The organism is Methylophilus sp., from assembly GCF_035460085.1.
Taxonomy (GTDB): domain Bacteria; phylum Pseudomonadota; class Gammaproteobacteria; order Burkholderiales; family Methylophilaceae; genus Methylophilus.
The window spans coordinates 70,526-89,175 of the sequence record NZ_DATHWZ010000044.1; the positions used below are offsets into that span (position 1 = coordinate 70,526).

An 18,650-nucleotide genomic window follows, 5' to 3' on the forward strand; every position below is an offset into this window, starting at 1 on the left:
GTTAACCAGATTTCAAATCTGGGGGATCGCCATCCCGCGCTGTACCGCAGGCCTTTCGCCTACGGTTTGCAGCCAGCGGTGCAATGCCGGTTTGGTCGCCAGTGAATCTTTGAGTACCTCTTTCAGGTAACCGGTCGCCGCCAGGGTCCACGCATAACTGGCAATGTCGGCAATCGAATATTCGTTACCCGCCAGGTAAGTGTTGCTTTGCAGTTGCTTATCCATCACGTTCAGTAGCCTGTCCGCTTCTTCGGTAAACCTGGTAATCGCCAGTGGTGATTTTTCCTCACTACGCACGGCAAAGAAACCCAGCTGGCCCAGCATAGGTCCCAGGGCGCTAGTCTGCCAGTGCAGCCATTCAAAAGCGGTGTAACGCGCCTGGCCTGCTGGCGCCAGAAACTTCCCATACTTTTCTGCCAGATAAGTCAAAATCGCGCCGCTCTCAAAAATAACCACTGGTTCGAGGCCTGATCTATTAGGTACTGGTTCAGTGTCGACAATCGCCGGAATCTTGTGGTTGGGCGAAATCGCCCCAAATTCCGGCGAGTATTGTGCCAGCTTGCCCAGATCAACCGGGCTCACCTCATAGTCCAGTCCCAGCTCTTCCAGCATGATGGAAATCTTGCGGCCATTCGGTGTCGCCCATGTATACAAGTTGATCATTTGCTTTATCCCTCAAGTAATTAGCGCAAACTTTGCTCCACGCATACGCTTGTTAACGAAGACCACCGCCAGCCAGCAATTGTTCGCCAGTTAACCAATACGAGTCGTCCGAAGCCAGGAAAGCGGCAATCGCGGCGATATCACTTGGCTGGCCGCTGCGGCCCAATGGTGTTTGTGCCACATAGCCCGCTTCCACGTCTGAGCCGATCACACCGGCAGTGTGTGTACCTTCAGTGACTACCAGGCCAGGGTTCAAGGCATTCACGCGGATCTTGCGTGGGCCCAATTCACGGGACAATGAGCCGGTGATCGCATCCACTGCGCCTTTGGTCGCGGTATACACCGCAGCACCAGGAGGCGTTAAACGGCTGACCACAGAACCGATATTGATAATGCTGCCGCCTTCACCCAAATGTTTCACCGCGGCCTGGGTAGTCAACAACAAGCCCAATACGTTGGTGTTGAATTGTTTGTGGAAGTGTTCAGCGGTGATTTCTTCAATAGCACCGAATTCATAGATACCGGAGTTATTCACCAGGATATCCAGCCTGCCGAAATTGGTGATCGCAGTGTTGATAATCGCTTCAGCCGCGCCTGCTTCGCTGACGTTACCGCCGACGGCAACGGCTTTGCCACCGGCCTGGGTGATTTCCGCGACCACTTTGTCAGCACCTGCCTTGCTGGAAAAATAATTCACCACCACTGCCGCGCCATCACGCGCAAACCTTTTGGCGATTTCTGCGCCTATGCCTTTAGATGCACCGGTTACGACTGCGACTTTACCTTCAAGTTTATTGCTCATCATCATTCTCCTAAATAAAAAGTGTGGGTTGTTTGAAATTGGTAACCACTATAAATAAATAAAAATCATAGATAAATAAGCCAAATAAGCATTCACTGTGTTAATTTATTGCACAATCGATAGGTTAGTTGAGGCATTGATGGATAGATTCGACACCATGCTGGCATTCACACGCGTGGTAGAGCTGGAGAGCTTTACTAAAGCCGCCATGTCATTAAACCTGCCGAAAACCACGGTGTCGGCACAGGTGGTGGCGCTGGAAAAACGCCTGCGGGTGAAACTGCTGCACAGAACTACGCGCCGCATCAGCGTCACTACCGATGGCGCCGCCTATTACGAACGCGCCATCAGGTTATTGAACGAGCTGGAAGAAACCGAAGCCGCGTTAAACCAAGCCACCAGCAATGCGAAAGGCCGTTTGCGGGTAGATGTGCCTACGCCATTGGGCCGGTTGGTGATCATTCCGGCATTGCCGGATTTTTTTAAACGTTACCCGGAGATTCAACTTGAAATCGGCTGCGATGACAGGCCGATTGATCTGCTGGAAGAAGGTGTCGATTGCGTGATCCGCGTCGGCCACCCTGCGGATTCGACGCTAGTCGCCAGACGCGTAGGCACCATGCAGTTTTTATTGGTCGCCTCGCCGGAATACCTGCAAACCTATGGCAAGCCAAGCCATGTGGATGATTTGCAACGCCATCAGGCCGTGCATTTCTTTTCCTCCAAAACCGGCAAAGTGCGCAACTTCATTCTCGAGCACGAAGGCGTCGAGCAAGAAGTCCCCACCATCCGCAAACTGGCCATCAATAATGGCGATGCCATTGTCTCCGCTGCGCTGGCAGGCATAGGCATCTGCCAGCTGCCTACGTTTATGGTGCAAAATTACCTGGCCGATGGCAAGTTAGAAAAAGTGCTGCCTGATTACCCGGCGGGTAGCCTGCCACTTAATGCGCTCTACCCGCAAAACCGGCACCTCTCATCCAAAGTGCGCGCGTTTATTGAATGGGCTGCCGAGCTATTCGCCGAATGCCGTTTGCTGCAAAGCCAGCCACAGGTTAATAACAAAAGTTAAATAATTAGAAAGGAAGCACCATGGGCCAACTGGAACAGAACTTCGAAAACACCTTATTCAAGCTTATCCCGCAAACCAGAAACCTGGGGATAAAAATCGCAAGAATCGAAGATCACCAACTCACCGTGCACGGCTCTTATGCCCTAAACAAAAACCATCTCGATATCGTGTTTGGTGGCAGCATTGCAGCTATTTCAATCACCACAGCCTGGTCGTTAGTGCAGTCAAAAATTGAGCAAGCTGGCTTAAAAGGTAACCTGGTGATCAAGCGCCAGGATATTGATTATCTATTGCCGGTGAAAACAGACTTTGAATGTGTGGCGAGCTTTCAATCAGCGGATGACTGGGAGAGTTTTGAAAAGACTTATCAGGAAAAGGGCAGGGCGAGAATTGTAATCACTGCTCAAGTGATCAGTGAATCGAAAGTGACATCAAGGTTTCATGGATTGTTTGTGCTGTACAAATGATGAATTTCAGAAATTAAGTGAGTTAATAATTTTGTTTGCTTGCGTGCTAACATCGATAGGTGATTTTTGGGTGCTTGTCGTAAGTTCTGAGCTTCGCTCGTAGGATATTTTGAGTTTATTTGGAAAATTCTTTTCGTACCATTCCTGTTTAACGCGCCAGTGAGAAAGATATTTCCCATCGGTTATCTTGCCTACATGCTCCCAATAAATCTCCTCTCCGTTCCAGATAATAGTGAAGTCAGGAAGGTACATCGTTCCATCTGGCGCGAAAAGGGGCTTTTCATAGAAAAACTTTATTCCACGCTCATGCAGCATATTGGCTATGATTACTTCAGATTTGCTGCGTACCATGTCGCCAGTCAAAGATTCATGAACCTTACCATCTTCATACCAGCCTTCGCTATCAAGTATGTTAGACGTTGCTAAATGCCATCCCAACAATGAAGAGTTGATACGACTTAGCCAACACCTCTCACGTCTACGCATATCAATTAGCGCGCCTGCATTCCCCTGAATCAACAATGTACAATGTCGCTTGCCACGAGTTAGTGCTGTGTATAGTAACTCTTGGCTTAAAAGCTGGCGCTTTGATGCCGGAATCACGACATAAATGCGCTCGAACTCACTGCCTTGCGCCTTATGAACTGAAATGGCGTAACCCAATTCAAGATTTTCCTCCACACGTTGATTAGGTAAGAATCTTCCTTTTGCATCCTTCCCTAGCTCTGTTCCATAGTTAACGCGCAAATCCCCCTTGCCTGCAAAGGCAACTGCCAATCGCTTTAAGCGGAAGTTCCAACCTTTCCAATCATCTTTGTCATATCCATGTGGCCCAACAAAACCTAATTCACCATTAAAAACATCGCATTGCTGCACACGTTTTGTCTTATAGTCATAGCTATAAATTGGATCTGAAACTGTCCTATTTCTAATTTGAATGACTTTGTCGAAAAGTGTGATGCCATCAAGGCTCCCCTTGCGCTGTATCAATTCACCGCTTTTCTTCTGCTGCACAACAAGATTTAAAGCTTCTATGCCATACAGCTCACCGCGATAAGGGCTGAGCACCTGTGCATATTCAGGTTTCCAGTTATATGCCTTATCCCAAAGTTCATGAAACTGGATTTTATTGGTATCTACCTTTGCATCCTCAGCCATATCCACAGTTAAACGTGTGAGCAACAAATCGGATAAGTCTTCTGGTTCCTGCCAATACAAAACTCGCAAATCTTTATCAACATCCCCCGAGGCCTGAACCCGTTGTAAGAGCTCTTCGGCTGCAGCATCTTGATCCTCATTTTTTTCATCCACAAGCCCTGTTTGTCTATAGAGCGCTGCTAAAGAAATGATCCCGATTCCCTTCCCCTCAACTGCACTTTCAAGTTGGCGAAGATTGGCCGTCAACTCAGAAATTGATCCAGGCGCAGATACTCTGCAATAATCAACAATATCAGCGAAGACACGGCCTATGCCGATAGGCGGTAACTGATTAGGATCTCCAACAAGGATTAATCTCTTAACCGTTGTCCAGTTAACAGCTCGGAACAATGTGGCGAACAGCGACAGATCCATCATTGAACACTCATCAATGATAATGGTTTGGCTCTGAGCTTCTAGTTCGCCACCTAGGCGTTTGAATGTCAAATTGTCATTTAGCCAACCTCGCTTGGCTAAGAAAGAGTGAATGGTGGCCGTTTCTATCGACGATCCTATTCCTGCATCTCTTAATACACCTCTCGTTCGATCTGCAGCCTTACCTGTCGGAGCTAGTGCAATAATTGAGGCACCAACCCCATCGACTTTACGAATAGCTTTAACAATAGAAGCTAAAACAGTTGTTTTACCGGTTCCTGCAGCACCACAAAGTACTGAGAGTCCACGAAGAAAGATATGCTGGCAAGTAGCAATTTGTGTAGCAATTGCTTGCTCATACTCTTTCTTTGCTTTTGCCGCTAAAGAGCTTTCTTCTTTATAGAGATATTCGCGCCAATTACTCTCCGTCATCGGGATTTTCAATTGAATATCAGGGCGTTGTATCAGCTGTTTAAGTTGCTGCTCAATTTTCTTCTCAGCTTCGTAATGGTCTTTCAAATAGACGTAAGCATGTTCTTCTTCGCTATGGAAAAATAATGCCTTTCTGTAAATGTCTTCATCAACTTCAAAATATTTTGCTTTGAATTGAACCTGTTTCCATGCTGGAACGCTTTGCAAGCGTCGATTCACCAACGCAATCAATTCAGATTGTTCAATAAAAGTATGTCCACTAACTCGTGTTAGGCATTCATGAGTTAGAGCACGCAATCTCTCCGGCGAATCATGCCCAACCAACTCAGACACACCCAACTCAGGTGATGGCAATGCAGCACGATCCAATTGTCCCCAGGTAATACGATCGTCTGTATCTTCGCCAACAAATTGCTCACTCAGAATGTAAGGGTTTGAGACAATCTCAGCAGTTCGGGCAACCAATCCATATTTGAGATAAGGTGCGTCAATAATTCGACCCATCGTTTCAGCATTGATATCAATCCGCGATAGGACCTGACGCAATAATTTCTGAGCTTCATTATCAAGAAGTTTCCAAGAGCGCCTGGCACTATCAAGGGATAACTTAGGCAATGCAATTGTGCCGAGTGCCGATATTGTGCCGTCGAGTAGGCTCCATATGGTTTCTACTGCGCTGATTTCTTGGCCCAGCAACACTTGTGCTTTTAAGAAGGGGATTGCTTCACTTAGCTTCAAATATTTGCAAACTTCAGCCATGCCAGGAAAAGCGCCGCGGCGAGTCCATAACTCACTGATAATCCCTTCAAGCCATTTACGTCTGGCATCCCAGTTCTCACTCTTATCGCCCATCTCAATCAAAGTAAGAACTGCCTGATGAAATTGTTCAACTAGACCAAGTGCTTGGTCATCTGTCATTAATTTCGAGCCGTATTTGCACAAAATAGGGTTATCTGGAAATACAGCAAATTGCTCGATACGTGAATCATCCTTATATAAGTGATAAGGTAGCCGCACCCCTTCAGCAGGGTAGTTAGATGTGATGTTACGATCCCACACATACCCGCCGTAACGATCTAGTGTTTTTTCATCACACCCTTCATAATAAAGATCATCACCCACTTCAATAATGCGCGAGACCCCTATAAGTACATAACGAGGTTCTTCGTCTGTGCTGAAAGGGTTAGAATAGTTTGCGTAATAAAAAATAAAACTAGACTTTTCTTCAATCTTTGAGAAAAAAGCATCAACAAAGCGTTTTCTTGCGTGTGCGTCGAACCCACTCTCTTTACGCACCTCTTCACGGTACATCTCTTCATACGGCCAAACGCAAACAGTTGCTGGAGGCAGAACCCAATCTTTACGTTTAGCATCTTTATTGAAAAAATCAGGAGGCTCAGCAAAAGCAGTTAACGTGTCTTTACCGAAGGCATTGACGCTGTAAGCACAGGGCGTCATTTTTTTTAAGTTAGCACACGATTGACCTGAACAACTTTGCTCCGACTCCAAGTCGCGGTGTTTAGCAACCATGTCACCAGGATATGAATGAGCACCAATGCAATAAGTATTTTTCTTAGGCTCGTTGCAAACATGGCCATTCCATCCACTATCGTGCCAAGCCAGCCTTGCTGTTAAGTGGAACCCCATTGCAACCTCCCTTTTTGTTATCAAAGCTAGACACTAGCAACAACTACACTCTTTGACTTTATAAACTCAAAAAGTGGGCGAAGCACTTCAAAGTGGGCAGCTCCAAGAGTTGGAACAACATCCTTGGCAAAAGTCGTCTTTTGTCCGTCACTGATGAATTTAATGAAACCGTCTGTGCGCTCGGTGTCGACTATGAAATAGGCATCAAGGCCCGTTACTCCATGAAAAAGGAGCTCAATAGTCAATAGCGATTTGTTTCCGTAATTGCCGCCTGTATGTGGATTGATCACCTGTCTGCGAATCTGCCCGTTTGGTACGGGAAGTAATAGTGCATAACTTTCACAACCGTTGCGCTTCTTAGTCAGACACAGCGCTGGATTTGTTTGTACATCTTGGCCTAGCTGGTTCCAATCGTTATATGCCTCATCAAAGTCAAAAAGCGCAAAGAACGTTCTACCTGGATGGTTTTGATACAAAGCTGCATCTTTCACCAGGGTTCGTTGAAATCCACAACTAAACGCATTCTGTATCTCAAAAGGCCGCCTCTCGCCTGGAAAAAGCTTATCCCACGCTGTCTCAAGGATCATTTCATCCGTGATGCCCTCTGTAAACAATACTGGGGCAGTTGTGTTTTTTAGAACATGCTGAATATTCAGACGTGCTTCACTTTCAGAAAAAGCAATCAAGCCTGCTGACAACGATTTAATAACATCAGCCTTATTCACCTTTGTCAACGCCACTTTCTTGCCATCAAACTCAAACAAATTTATGACACTTTCATTGGCACAGGTAATTGTTGATGCGCTATGGCTACTCATCAGAATATGACTGGTTTTGGCCGCCGCATCCGTAATCTCGAATAGCTGCTTTAAAAGAACAAACTGCCATTCTGGATGTAGGAATGCATCTGGCTCATCAAGCAGTATTAAACTATTACGGTCTTGAAACAGCTCGACAATTGAATAGATGTAAACCGATTGAAACTGGCCGTCGCTGTACTGGTTAATATTTCCATCCATGCCAGAAGTAAGACGAAGTGGTACGGAAATATTGCCCAGCATGCCTAGGATTTTAAGATTATCGAACTGACGGAACAGTTCTTGCCACTTTCCATCGAATGAAGCTTGCAACTTGCTAATCGACAAGTACAGCATGTACCGATCATCATTTGCAAGATAACCCTCGGTTACCGTTAATGCTTCAGCGTTATTCCAGACGCATTGAGTCAATATATCAAGAAAACTTTTAGTAATGCCGTCGGCTTTCCAGTATCTATCGGACTCGTCATTGAGCTCGATATCGAAGTCTTTTTTGCCATGTGCATACTCCGGGCGATTCAGTTCGACTCGAAGTACAGGTTCTGTAATTTCATTGGTCCCTGGTTTAATAATCCCAAGTTTATCTATACCAAGCTTTTGGCGAATGAAAGTGTGGGCGCAACCATCTTCTGCTTGCGTCAGCAACACAGCAAGCAACAGCGCTTTGTATTCCGGACCAATACCTATAAAGCGGCGAGACTCTTCGATGTTTGCACCCTTGATTCGCGCACGAAAGCTTATCTCATAAGCCGTAACTAACTCAGATACTTTAGTGTTATGACCGGAGTAATAGATCAGCACATTGTCAGGGAACGGAGTCTGTCCCAGTGTCTTACGATCTTCATCGTTGTTAATTCGCAGTTTGCCAAGTTTCCATTCAATTTCAGTGTCTTGCCCATTTATTTCGTAATTCAAGCGATAATCGAAGGCAATGTTATTGCCCACACGGCCAAACTGATCGAGGTGACGAAATATATCAATTAAAGCCTCGAATAAATTTGATTTTCCGCTACCATTCTTGCCGACGAATACATCTATAACGCTCGAGCCATCGACACTCAGCGTGAAGTCTTTAAGATTTTTGTAGTCGCTAATGAAGATTGATTTCAGGCGCATGGCAGTTTATTTATACCGTGCAATTACGGCATTCAGAAGTTCTGACTGCTTTAAATTGGTTGCCACAATTTGCTCCTCCAGTTGATCACACTGTCGCATCAACTTGTTAATTTTTGACACAATCCGACGTTGCTCTTCTATCGGTGGTATAGGGATAGGTAGGCTGCTTAATGTCTTTTGATTAATTTTTGGCATTGTTCCGGAAGTTCCAGATGCTCGTTCGCGAAGAAAATCACGGCTCGGCTTAGCGCTCATTGCAAAGCAAACATAGTCGCTATCAAGTTCTGTCGAAACACGTAGTTTCATCATTAAGTCTGGATATATGTATGTGTTTCTTTCACCTCTATAAATTGCTGGAACACCGACGTAATCAATAGTGTTGCCGCGCTGTACTAAGATGTCACCATCTTGTAGCCAAAGGTATGAGCTAATCGGTATCTCGTCGACGATGAACTTTGAGTGCTCGCCTTTAAACACACCAGAAGTCGTTGCGCTCAAGGTTAAGGATTTAACCTTGGTTTTATAATCAACAGCCTTTGGGGAATACCCATTTGTAGGGCCTAAGATCAAAATTGCATCAAGCGGTAATAGAGCCCAGCCATCTGGAAGTGAGAGAGTTGATTTGTTTGTTTCAATTTGCTTAACAGTGGCGCTTCGAATGTTTAGGCGAGATCGTTCGGATTTAATTTTCTTCAAAAGCTCACTCACAGGGCCGTCTTCTTTTAGTCGCTCAGTGAGTTTTCCCATGAGCGCTAGATGAAGAATGGATTTGCGCAGTTCCATGACGTTTTCTTTAACCGCGTAAAGATCTTCGAAGCGATTGAAAATAAATGAAAAAGCACTCTCTACGTTACCGTTTTTTTCAGCGGTATCCAGTAGCTGTGAAAGTGCAGCTTTATGTATGACCATGCGTTGTTTATCACGGCTTTTTCTCAATTCTTCTAAGGCGTCGCAACGCGACATTAGCTGATCTATTTTGGCAACGATGCGATTTTGCTCTTCAAGGGGTGGAAGTGGAATTGAAATCTCACCAAACTTGGCAATGGATACGCCGCCAATAATCCCAGTCATTGCATTGGAAAACATTGCGCGAAAGATTGGTGACAAATAAGTATAGAGGATGAATCGAGCTGGAATCTGCCCATAAAGTTCATTGGCGAACAGTTTGTTACCAAAGCAAATATCACGATCAGTTAGGCCACATTTTTTACCTGCGCTGCCGCCTTCAGCACAAATCAGCACAGCGCCTTTATGTGCGACCCTGAATTTTTCTTCATTGAGAGGAATGCAAATTCCATTTTTGTAGTTTAGAGGGTCTAAACCGTAGCCGACATCTTTGGTGGCTATGTATGGCAATCCGTTTTCACCCGCGTACTTCGACTCTTTCTCTGCTGTGTTGATGCTATTGCCGTTGAAAATATTACCAACGATGCCGAGCCGAACCCACTGCCACCCTTGTGGCAACGGGTAGGGTTCATCGCTCGCAGTAATTTCTGACAGCGGCTTTGGCGTTTTAAGCTTGCGCTCTTTTACTAACTGTTTCCTTTCGGCTTGAATGGTTTTGAGCAGCTCGCTGGATGATTTCTCGCTAGGGTCTTGCGGTACCAGTTTGCCATGCATGGCAAACGTCAATATTAGTTCGCGCAGTTTCTTGATACCATCAGGCGCAGAGAATGCTACATCAAAGTGTCGCTCCAGTAGCTCCATCACTGGCCCCCGAGCGCGCGCATGAGTTCCGCTTTGAGTACGTCTTGAGCTTCGGCCAATTGGCGAGTGATCTCCTCATACTCCGCCATGAGTTCTTCCGGAGCTGCGTGTTGAGTGGCAACCTCATGCGGGTTCTTGCCCACAGTATCTAAGTTATAGTTTTTCTCGGCAATTTCTTTGGCCGACACTTTCCATGAGTATTCTGTAGTTTTACGGCTTTTGCGCTGTGAGTCACCCCACCAAGCTTTTTCCAGATCAAACTCTTCTATCGTCAAAGGTTTAGAGCGGGAATAGCTCTTGTAGCCATCCGGATAAGGGTGTTCGAAGAACCAGACATCCTGTGTGGGTCCGCCTTTTTCAAAGAACAGAATGTTGGTGGCAATGCTGGTATAGGGCGCAAACACGCCTTTTGGCAAACGCACGATGGTGTGCAGGTTGAATTCTTCCAGAAGCTCGCGCTTGAGCGTGGTTTTTACACCCTCGCCAAACAGAAAGCCATCGGGCAACACCACGGCAGCGCGCCCCGTGTCATATTTGAGCACATGCATGATCAGTGCCATGAATAGGTCAGCAGTCTCGCGCGTCTGGTATTTTCGCGGAAAGTTGTTTTCGATACCATCTTCTTCCATGCCACCAAAAGGCGGATTGGTGATGATGATATCCACCCGCTGGCTAGGGGCATAATCTTTGAGTGGACGCGAGAGCGTGTTGTCGTGACGGATGTTGGTGGGCACATTGATGCCGTGTAGCAACATGTTGGTAATGGCCAGCATGTGCGGGAGCGGTTTTTTTTCTACGCCGTGAATGCTGTTTTGCAATTGTTCATCATCGCCCGGGGTTTTGACTTGTTTTTTCAGGTGCTCGATGGCGCAAGTGAGGAAGCCGCCGGTACCGCAAGCCGGATCAAGGATGCTTTCGCCTAGCTGTGGATCAAGGATATCGACCATGAACTGGGTAACGGCGCGCGGGGTATAGTATTCACCTGCGTTACCCGCCGATTGCAGGTCAGCCAGGATTTTTTCATAAATGTCGTTGAACAGGTGACGATCGCCAGACTTATTAAAGTCTACGTCTTCTTCAATAGCGTTGATCACCTGCCGCAGCAAGGTGCCGGACTTCATGTAGTTGTAGGCATCTTCGAAAACCGAACCAACCACGCGGCCGTGCGCCACGACGCCTGCTGAGGTAGCGAGCTTTTTGAGCGAGGGGAACAGATCATTGTTGACGAAATCGATCAACTCTTCGCCAGTAATGCCTTCAGGGTTTTTGGCCCAGTTGCTCCAGCGAAACCTGCTTTGCAGTGGCGACTTGTAGTTAAGGTGAGTGAGCTCCCACTCTTGTTCTTTATCGTCGAAAATTTTCAGGAACAGCAACCAGCAAATCTGACTGATGCGTTGGGCATCGCCATCGACACCGACATCTTTGCGCATGATGTCCTGTATGGTTTTAATAAGGGTAGCGATTGACATATGGATTCCTAGTTCTAACTCTTTCAGGCGCTGTAGAGCGCTTGTTCGAGCTCGTTGACAGCTTGCTCATATTGAGCCTTGCCGCCAAAAGCACGGATAAGTTCGATTGGTGTGCCCAGTTTGTTAAACGGGGCAATGGTGAGGATTTGGGTTTCTTCGATGGCGGAGACGCCTTCGTCAGCATATTTGTCGAGTAAAGCTTGTAGGACTGCCTGCGCCCGTTCGCCATATTTGGCAAAATAGTGGCGCTTTTTGACCTGCTCGGCCCGTTCTCTGCGGGTAAGCGGTGGTTGATCCCAGGCAATATGGCAGAGCAGATCAAACGGATCAAAGGTCTTGCCCGATTGCTTGTCTACCTCATCGGCCAGCGCTTCAAAGAGAATGCCTTGACTACTCAACTCATCAATTATGGCTTGCTTTTTCTCCGTACTATTCCAGCGGCGTAAAAAGTCATCCAACGAGGCAAACTCTTTGGCCAGTGTGTTGCGGGTGTAGTCCTTTAACGACTCGGTGATCAGGTTACCGTTGGCGTCAAAGTACTGAACCCGCTCGGCAACAACATTTACTGTGACATTGGCCACCACATAACGGCGCACACGACCATCAATCTCATCTGGCCCAGCTTCGCCAATCCAAGGTGAATCACTGTCTGTGGGATAAGCGAAGCCATTTATGGTTTTTTCATCTTCCATTGGCATACCGTCCAATTCGTCTGGCGGCACTGGCGATGCATCACCATTCGGCTCATAGATTTGTACTGGATCACCATCAAAAGCTGGGTCTGCAAATAGCTCAGTAGCCTTCTTGAAGTCAAGGATAGTGAAATAGTATTTATCAAAGTCTTCGTTGATGCGCGTACCTCTACCAATGATTTGCTTGAACTCAGTCATGGACTGGATGCGCTGATCTAGCACAATCAGCTTGCAGGTCTGGGCATCGACTCCGGTGGTCATCAGCTTGGACGTAACGGCAATGACTGGGTACCTACTTTCAGGAAAGATAAAATTGTCGAGCTCGAGCTTGCCCTCTTCATTATCTCCCGTAATGCGCATCACGTATTTACTATTTTGCGCAACCAGATCGGCATTTTCATTCACCAAAGCTTGACGCATACGCTCAGCGTGGTCGATGTTGTCGCAGAAGACAATGGTTTTGTCGAAGCGGCTGGTGGCTTTGAGAAAGTCACTGATTTTTTTGGCTACCATCAGCGTGCGCTGCTCTAGCACTAGATTTCGGTCAAAGTCACTCTGATTGTAGATTCGGTCTTCTATCTCATTGCCGAGCTTATCCACCATGCCCTTGTCTGGCCTCCAGCCTGTGAGGTCTTTATCCAAATCGATACGCACCACTTTATAGGGTGCAAGAAAACCATCATCAATACCTTGTCGTAGAGAATAGGTGTAAATAGGTTCACCGAAGTAATCAATGTTGGAAGTATCTTTTGTTTCCTTAGGTGTTGCTGTAAGTCCAATCTGAGTCGCTGAGCTGAAGTACTCCAAAATTTCCCGCCATGCTGAATCAGCTGCAGCACTGCCGCGATGACACTCATCAATGATAATTAGGTCAAAAAAATCTGGGCTAAACTGTTTGTAAATGTTCCGCTCTTCCTCAGCGCCCGTAACGGCTTGATATAGAGACAGATAGATTTCATATGCCTTGTTAGCCTGCCGCTTCTGGATCTTAGTCATAGCCGAACCAAAAGGCTTGAAGTCATTAGTCATGGTTTGATCAACTAGGATATTGCGGTCAGCTAGAAACAAGATGCGCTTCTTGGAGCGTGATTTCCATAAGCGCCAGATGATTTGGAAAGCTGTGTAGGTCTTGCCTGTGCCAGTAGCCATTACTAGCAAAATGCGTTGTTGGCCCTTGACGATGGCTTCAATAGTTTTGTTGATAGCAAGCAACTGGTAATAGCGTGGAGTTTTGTTACTGCCGTCGCTGTAGTAATCCTGACTTACTAGTTCCTGTTGATGCGTATTGAGTCCATGGTGTGCAGCCCACCAATGCCAAAGGGTTTCTGGGCTTGGAAACGCCTCAAGCTCGAGCTGTCGCTCAATGACACCGTCCGCAGCGATTTTATTGTGAAATAAGAAGCCATCGCCATTGCTACTGAATACGAACGGCACTTGCAATAATTCGGCGTAACCAAGTGCCTGCTGCATGCCATCCCCTAGGCTGTGGTTATTATCTTTAACCTCAATGATTGCAATTGGAAAATTCGGTTTGTGAAATAAGACATAATCAGCACGTTTGTGTTGAGCGCGTGTATGTAACTTGCCTCGCACGATTATGCGGCCTTTGGTAAGCGGAAATTCTTCGCGAATCTGTGTAGTAATATCCCATCCTGCAAGTTGTAAAGCGGGTGTTATAAATTTGCTACAAATATCACGCTCAGAGAATTTTTTCTTATTCATTTAGGTTTGTAACGCTAAATAGTTTTTAAATTGTATTGAGTCATTTAGGAGGCAATATACATTAGTCGACACATTGATGTACTCCTTGCGTGAATATTTATTTCAATTTGAAAGATGTCGATATTTCCGATGGAATGTATTTATATTGCTGCACTTTGATAAGTGATCAAGGCATATGTAAACTTTACATACGGTTATTATTTACTTAGTTGACGGTCTAAATCATTTAGGCCTGAATTAATCTAACATATCAAAAGCTGATCTCCCCTTTTTTCAATTCCGGGTTCATTAAGCTACCAAGCTACCAAGCCCTAATTGAATAGCATGCTTGTTCGGCGACTTTCTGTGCTTTATAACCTTCCGCTAAGCGTAACTTGGTTGCCAGCCACCCCCTTGGTGTGTTTGTTGCAAGCTTTAAAGGTTTGTGGATATGGCAATTGAATTACAGATTTTTGCGTAATGCCTGCATATCAATCTCATCAAACGGCTTAGGTTTACTAAAATAAAAACCTTGCACCACTTTGCAGTCACAGCCTAGTAAATACTTGGCCTGTTCCGCCGTCTCCACCCCTTCCGCAACCAGTTCTTTGCCCAAGCTTTTCGCCATAGAAATAATCGCTTGCACAATCAGCCGGTGGTCATTGTTATCTGCAATGCCTTGCACAAATGATTGATCGATTTTGATCTCACTGACGGGGAATTTGCTTAGATAACTGAGCGCTGAATAGCCGGTGCCGAAGTCATCCAGGGAGATTCTGAAGCCCATGCTATCCAGGATTTTCAGGGTTTTTCTGATATAGGCGCTGTCGCTCAGCAGCAGGCTTTCGGTGATTTCCAGGGTGATCCATGCCGGGTTGCAGTGGGTTTTCTTTAACAGGTGCTTGATGGAGTTGAGCAGGTTGTTATGGATAAACTGGCGGCTGGATAAGTTGATGGCAACGGTGATCGGCTCTTCGCGGCCGGTATTCCACCTGACCGCATCTTTAAATGCGGTTTGCATGATCCACTCGCCGATTTCGATGATGAAGCCTGAATCTTCGGCGATGCCGATAAACCGGTTGGGCGGGATCATTTCGCTGTGATTGCGGTGCCACCTGAGCAGGGCTTCTACGCCGACAATGTTGTTGGTCTCCAGATTCACCTGCGGTTGGTAATGCAGCAGGAATTCATCATTTTGCAGGGCGGTGCGTAATGAGCGCTCGATGTCTATGCGTTCTATCGTGGTTTGCGATAAATCAGACGAATAAAACTGGTAGTTATTGCGGCCTTGCTTTTTGGCCTTGTACATGGCGATATCGGAGAACTTCACAATATCGCTGACAAGGCTGCTATGTTCAGGGCAAATCACGATGCCGATGCTGGCGGAAATGAACAGTTCTGTGCCACGGATCAAAATCGGTTGCCTGATGGATTCAAGCACTTTTTTCGCGACTAGCCCTGCATTTTTAGGGTCTTTCACTTCTGACAACACAATCGCAAACTCATCGCCACCCAGGCGGGAAACGGTATCGGTGGGCCTGACAGACCTTTCTATGCGCCTGGCCATCTCGTATAGCAGCAGGTCGCCTTCTGCATGGCCGAGCAGATCATTGACGGCCTTGAAGCCATCCAGGTCCAGCATCAGAAACGCAAATGAGGCTTCTGACTGTGGCGATTGAGTGAGGCATTGATTCAATACTTCAAGCAAGGCAATGCGGTTGGGCAGTTTGGTGATGGAATCAAAATACGCCAGGTTGTGGATGCGGTCGAGGTGTTCATACGACTGCGTCATGTCCTGCCCGATGGCGATCACGGCTTTGACTTCGTGGTTGGCATTGAATTCGGGCGTTAACACCGTATCCATGATTTTGTATTTGCCATTGCTGGTGGTGAGCCTGAAGGCGACATGCTGGTCTTCACCGCTTTGAAACACTTCCCGGATACTTTTCTCAAAGGCGATGGCGAAGTCGCCACCGGGATATTGCGAGGGGGTTTTGCCGATCAGGCTGCTGCAGTCGACTTCATAAAATGCGGAGTTGGCGTTATTGAGAAAGATACGCTGGCAGGCGCTGTTGTATTTGGCGATGCAATTCGATGAGTTTTCTACAATGGATCTGTATTCGTGCGCTTTCTGGATATTCTCGGTGACATCCCTGGCGTAACCCAGCGAACCGACCACTTGACCATCTACCACTACCGCAGATTTGTAAGACTCTATCCAGTAATACTCACCTTCGGAATTTTTGATCGGCACCGTGACTGCACTCGGTGAAGTGCTCCGCATGGCTTTTTGATCACCATCGACATATTCCTGCGCCAGGTCATGCGGGAAAAAATCAAAATCCGTTTTGCCGATCAACTCTGCACTTGAGGCTACACCCACCATATTGGCATAGGCAGTGTTCGCCACCAGGATGCGGCTGTTCTCATCCTTGAGCCAGACCATGAAAGGGAAGTTATCGATCAATGTCTGGATGTATTGATCGCTCTCAATATGCTGATGTTGAATATTTTTCATGGCATGACCGAATATTTCTAATATTGATCTATCTGTATCTTCCCACAATAAATTTAGTTTTACTTCAATATACTGTTTTCGGTCACATTTGATTTTTCTTAAATATCAATGTGTTGGAAATGTGTCATACAGGCATCAACGAGGTGTCTGCGCTGAGATTCAGCTACCCGTAAAAGCGGCTTTTAGCCCCAACACCCCTTTCTCCAATTCAGTCGTTGTCAGGCTACCAAACCCCAGCCGGATCGCATGCACGCTTGGTTGCGATTCTGAAAACAGCGTGCCTGGCAAAATGCGCACTTTGTGTCTTAAAGCCTGTTCTGCCACTTTCTCGACATCGATCCCTTCTTTCAGGCGCAACCAGATCGCCAGCCCGCCATCGGGGGCATCGAAGGTGACGTATTCCTTGAGTTCTTTTTTAATCAATGCGATCAGCAGGGTTCGGCGTTCGTTATAGACCTTGAACGTACGGCGGATATGGCGCTTGATTTCGCCGGAATCCATCAGCTCGGCCACCGCCAGCTCAGTGATCGAGTTGCCTTGCCGGTCTATCAGCATGACTTCTTTTGCACAGCGGTCTATCAGGCCGGGGGTGGCCACCAGGTAACCAACACGTAAACCGGGGGCGAGCACTTTGGAGAGCGAGCCGACATAGATGACGCGGCCACCGTGGTTGGTGCTGGCGAGTGGAAACACCGGGTGGTGCGAGAAGTGGAATTCGTGGTCGTAGTCGTCTTCTACGATGGTGAAATCATATTGCTCGGCCAGCATCAGCAGCTTCAGGCGACGTTCGGCGGTCATGATCACGGTGGTGGGAAACTGGTGATGCGGCGTGACATAGATGGCGCGGATAGGGTGTTGTTTGCACAGTTTCTCCAGCGCGACGACATCAATGCCGTGCTTGTCTTGCCCGACGGTAAGAATATTGGCACCGCAGGACCTGAACGCTTCTTTCGCCGCCGGGTAGCTCAACTGTTCTACCACTACATAATCATTCGGCCTGGTTAACACACGCGCCGCCAGGAAAATACCCATCTGGCTACCGCGCGCGATACAGATCTGGTCGATAGCGACACTCAGGCCCCTTTCCATATTCAGCATGGTGGCAATCGATTGCCGCAAAGCCAGCGTGCCGCGCGGGTCGCCGTAGCCCAGGTTTTTGCTGGAACCGATCAAGGCATGCCTGAATGCGCGTGACAGGATATTGAACGGGATCAGCCGTGAATCGGGGATGCCATCATTAAAATCAATCACGCCGGCTTCCGGGGACTGATAATTCAACAGCGGATGCGTTGGCCCTTCGACCACATTGGCGGGCTGTTTGCTGGTTTTAGCGGTTTGCGGTTGCGCATTGAAGTTGGGCAGGTTGGCGGAAACAAATGAGCCCCTGCGTTGCTCGGACACCAGCCAGCCCTGGGCGATCAATTCATCATAGGCCAGGATCACCGTTTTGCGGTTCACGTGCAGTTTTTCGGCCAGCTCCCGCGTGCCAGGCATGGCGGTGGAAGGCGCCAACCGGCCACGCTGGATTTCTTCCATGATCTGCTGCGCGATTTGTAAATACACTGGCAAACCCGAGGTGTCGGTAATGGTTAACTTAAGACTCCACGAACGTAGCATTTTTCACGTCTCCCTTCACCCTTGAATATATAAAACGACGGGAAAAAATCCCTATTCTTCGCCGCCAAACTGGACTATGTAACCTTCACTATATCGCATATTTAACTGGACCAGCAAAGTTCTCAAAACTGGAGGATTGTGGACTAGTTACATTCTGTTACATTTTTGAAACATTCTATTAAAGGAAAGATTCATGTCCGCTTCATTAGATATTCAATTGGCAGATTGGCGTAACCATGCACTGAACCTGGAAAAACAGGTCAACCAGGTGATTGTTGGACAGAGCAAAGCCATTCGTTTGATGAACACTGCGATTTTTGCACGCGGGCATGTGTTGCTGGATGGTGGCGTCGGTGT

11 protein-coding genes and 1 pseudogene are annotated in these 18,650 nt (G+C 47.1%); 3 read left to right on the forward strand and 9 right to left on the reverse strand.

Annotation, left to right across the window (positions count from 1 at the left end; genetic code table 11):
* Positions 1 to 12: 12 nt before the first annotated feature.
* Positions 13 to 663, reverse strand: a complete 651-nt coding sequence (locus VK958_RS07015) for a glutathione S-transferase N-terminal domain-containing protein (protein WP_325240159.1) — start codon at positions 661 to 663, stop codon at positions 13 to 15.
* Positions 664 to 715: 52 nt separating this feature from the next.
* Positions 716 to 1,465, reverse strand: a complete 750-nt coding sequence (locus tag VK958_RS07020; protein ID WP_325240161.1) for a glucose 1-dehydrogenase — start codon at positions 1,463 to 1,465, stop codon at positions 716 to 718.
* A gap of 139 nt (positions 1,466 to 1,604) precedes the next feature.
* Here VK958_RS07020 and VK958_RS07025 point away from each other — a divergent pair, with 139 nt between their 5' ends.
* Together VK958_RS07025 and VK958_RS07030 are read left to right on the forward strand one after the other, a co-directional pair.
* On the forward strand, positions 1,605 to 2,537 hold the full coding sequence (locus VK958_RS07025) for a LysR family transcriptional regulator (protein WP_325240163.1): 933 nt from the start codon (positions 1,605 to 1,607) through the stop codon (positions 2,535 to 2,537).
* 20 nt (positions 2,538 to 2,557) lie between these two features.
* Complete coding sequence (locus VK958_RS07030) at positions 2,558 to 3,004, forward strand: YiiD C-terminal domain-containing protein (protein WP_325240164.1); 447 nt, start codon at positions 2,558 to 2,560, stop codon at positions 3,002 to 3,004.
* Positions 3,005 to 3,010: 6 nt separating this feature from the next.
* On the opposite strand, the gene VK958_RS07035 is transcribed toward VK958_RS07030, so the two are convergent.
* The 7 genes from VK958_RS07035 to pdxR form a co-directional block, all read right to left on the reverse strand.
* On the reverse strand, positions 3,011 to 6,655 hold the full coding sequence (locus VK958_RS07035) for an AAA family ATPase (protein WP_325240165.1): 3,645 nt from the start codon (positions 6,653 to 6,655) through the stop codon (positions 3,011 to 3,013).
* Positions 6,656 to 6,681: 26 nt separating this feature from the next.
* Positions 6,682 to 8,589, reverse strand: coding sequence for an AAA family ATPase (locus VK958_RS07040; RefSeq protein WP_325240167.1), 1,908 nt, complete (start codon positions 8,587 to 8,589; stop codon positions 6,682 to 6,684).
* Positions 8,590 to 8,595: 6 nt separating this feature from the next.
* Positions 8,596 to 10,296 (reverse strand): restriction endonuclease subunit S, encoded by a 1,701-nt coding sequence (locus VK958_RS07045; RefSeq protein WP_325240168.1) that lies wholly within the window; start codon positions 10,294 to 10,296, stop codon positions 8,596 to 8,598.
* On the reverse strand, positions 10,296 to 11,765 hold the full coding sequence (locus VK958_RS07050; protein ID WP_325240170.1) for a type I restriction-modification system subunit M: 1,470 nt from the start codon (positions 11,763 to 11,765) through the stop codon (positions 10,296 to 10,298). The genes VK958_RS07045 and VK958_RS07050 overlap by 1 nt, the downstream gene beginning before the upstream one ends.
* Before the next feature lie 23 nt (positions 11,766 to 11,788).
* A complete protein-coding gene (gene hsdR / locus VK958_RS07055; RefSeq protein WP_325240172.1) occupies positions 11,789 to 14,179 on the reverse strand; it encodes an EcoAI/FtnUII family type I restriction enzme subunit R in 2,391 nt (796 codons plus the stop codon).
* Between the two features lie 442 nt (positions 14,180 to 14,621).
* Positions 14,622 to 16,676 carry a sensor domain-containing protein gene (locus tag VK958_RS07060; RefSeq protein ID WP_325240174.1) on the reverse strand — a complete coding sequence of 685 codons (2,055 nt, stop codon included), beginning with the start codon at positions 16,674 to 16,676 and terminating at the stop codon, positions 14,622 to 14,624.
* A gap of 159 nt (positions 16,677 to 16,835) precedes the next feature.
* Entirely contained in the window at positions 16,836 to 18,293 is a 1,458-nt protein-coding gene (gene pdxR, locus VK958_RS07065) for a MocR-like pyridoxine biosynthesis transcription factor PdxR (protein ID WP_325240176.1), read from the reverse strand.
* Positions 18,294 to 18,486: 193 nt separating this feature from the next.
* On the opposite strand from pdxR, the pseudogene VK958_RS07070 reads away from it, so the two are divergent.
* Positions 18,487 to 18,650, forward strand: a pseudogene (locus tag VK958_RS07070) (AAA family ATPase); the annotation flags it as partial.

Excerpts from the sequence above, each read along its gene's own strand:
- VK958_RS07015 (WP_325240159.1), bottom strand. The coding sequence starts at position 663 with ATGATCAACTTGTATACATGGGCGACACCGAATGGCCGCAAGATTTCC.
- VK958_RS07020 (WP_325240161.1), bottom strand. The coding sequence starts at position 1,465 with ATGAGCAATAAACTTGAAGGTAAAGTCGCAGTCGTAACCGGTGCATCT.
- VK958_RS07025 (WP_325240163.1), top strand. The coding sequence starts at position 1,605 with ATGGATAGATTCGACACCATGCTGGCATTCACACGCGTGGTAGAGCTG.
- VK958_RS07030 (WP_325240164.1), top strand. The coding sequence starts at position 2,558 with ATGGGCCAACTGGAACAGAACTTCGAAAACACCTTATTCAAGCTTATC.
- VK958_RS07035 (WP_325240165.1), bottom strand. The coding sequence starts at position 6,655 with ATGGGGTTCCACTTAACAGCAAGGCTGGCTTGGCACGATAGTGGATGG.
- VK958_RS07040 (WP_325240167.1), bottom strand. The coding sequence starts at position 8,589 with ATGCGCCTGAAATCAATCTTCATTAGCGACTACAAAAATCTTAAAGAC.
- VK958_RS07045 (WP_325240168.1), bottom strand. The coding sequence starts at position 10,296 with ATGGAGCTACTGGAGCGACACTTTGATGTAGCATTCTCTGCGCCTGAT.
- VK958_RS07050 (WP_325240170.1), bottom strand. The coding sequence starts at position 11,765 with ATGTCAATCGCTACCCTTATTAAAACCATACAGGACATCATGCGCAAA.
- hsdR (WP_325240172.1), bottom strand. The coding sequence starts at position 14,179 with ATGAATAAGAAAAAATTCTCTGAGCGTGATATTTGTAGCAAATTTATA.
- VK958_RS07060 (WP_325240174.1), bottom strand. The coding sequence starts at position 16,676 with ATGAAAAATATTCAACATCAGCATATTGAGAGCGATCAATACATCCAG.
- pdxR (WP_325240176.1), bottom strand. The coding sequence starts at position 18,293 with ATGCTACGTTCGTGGAGTCTTAAGTTAACCATTACCGACACCTCGGGT.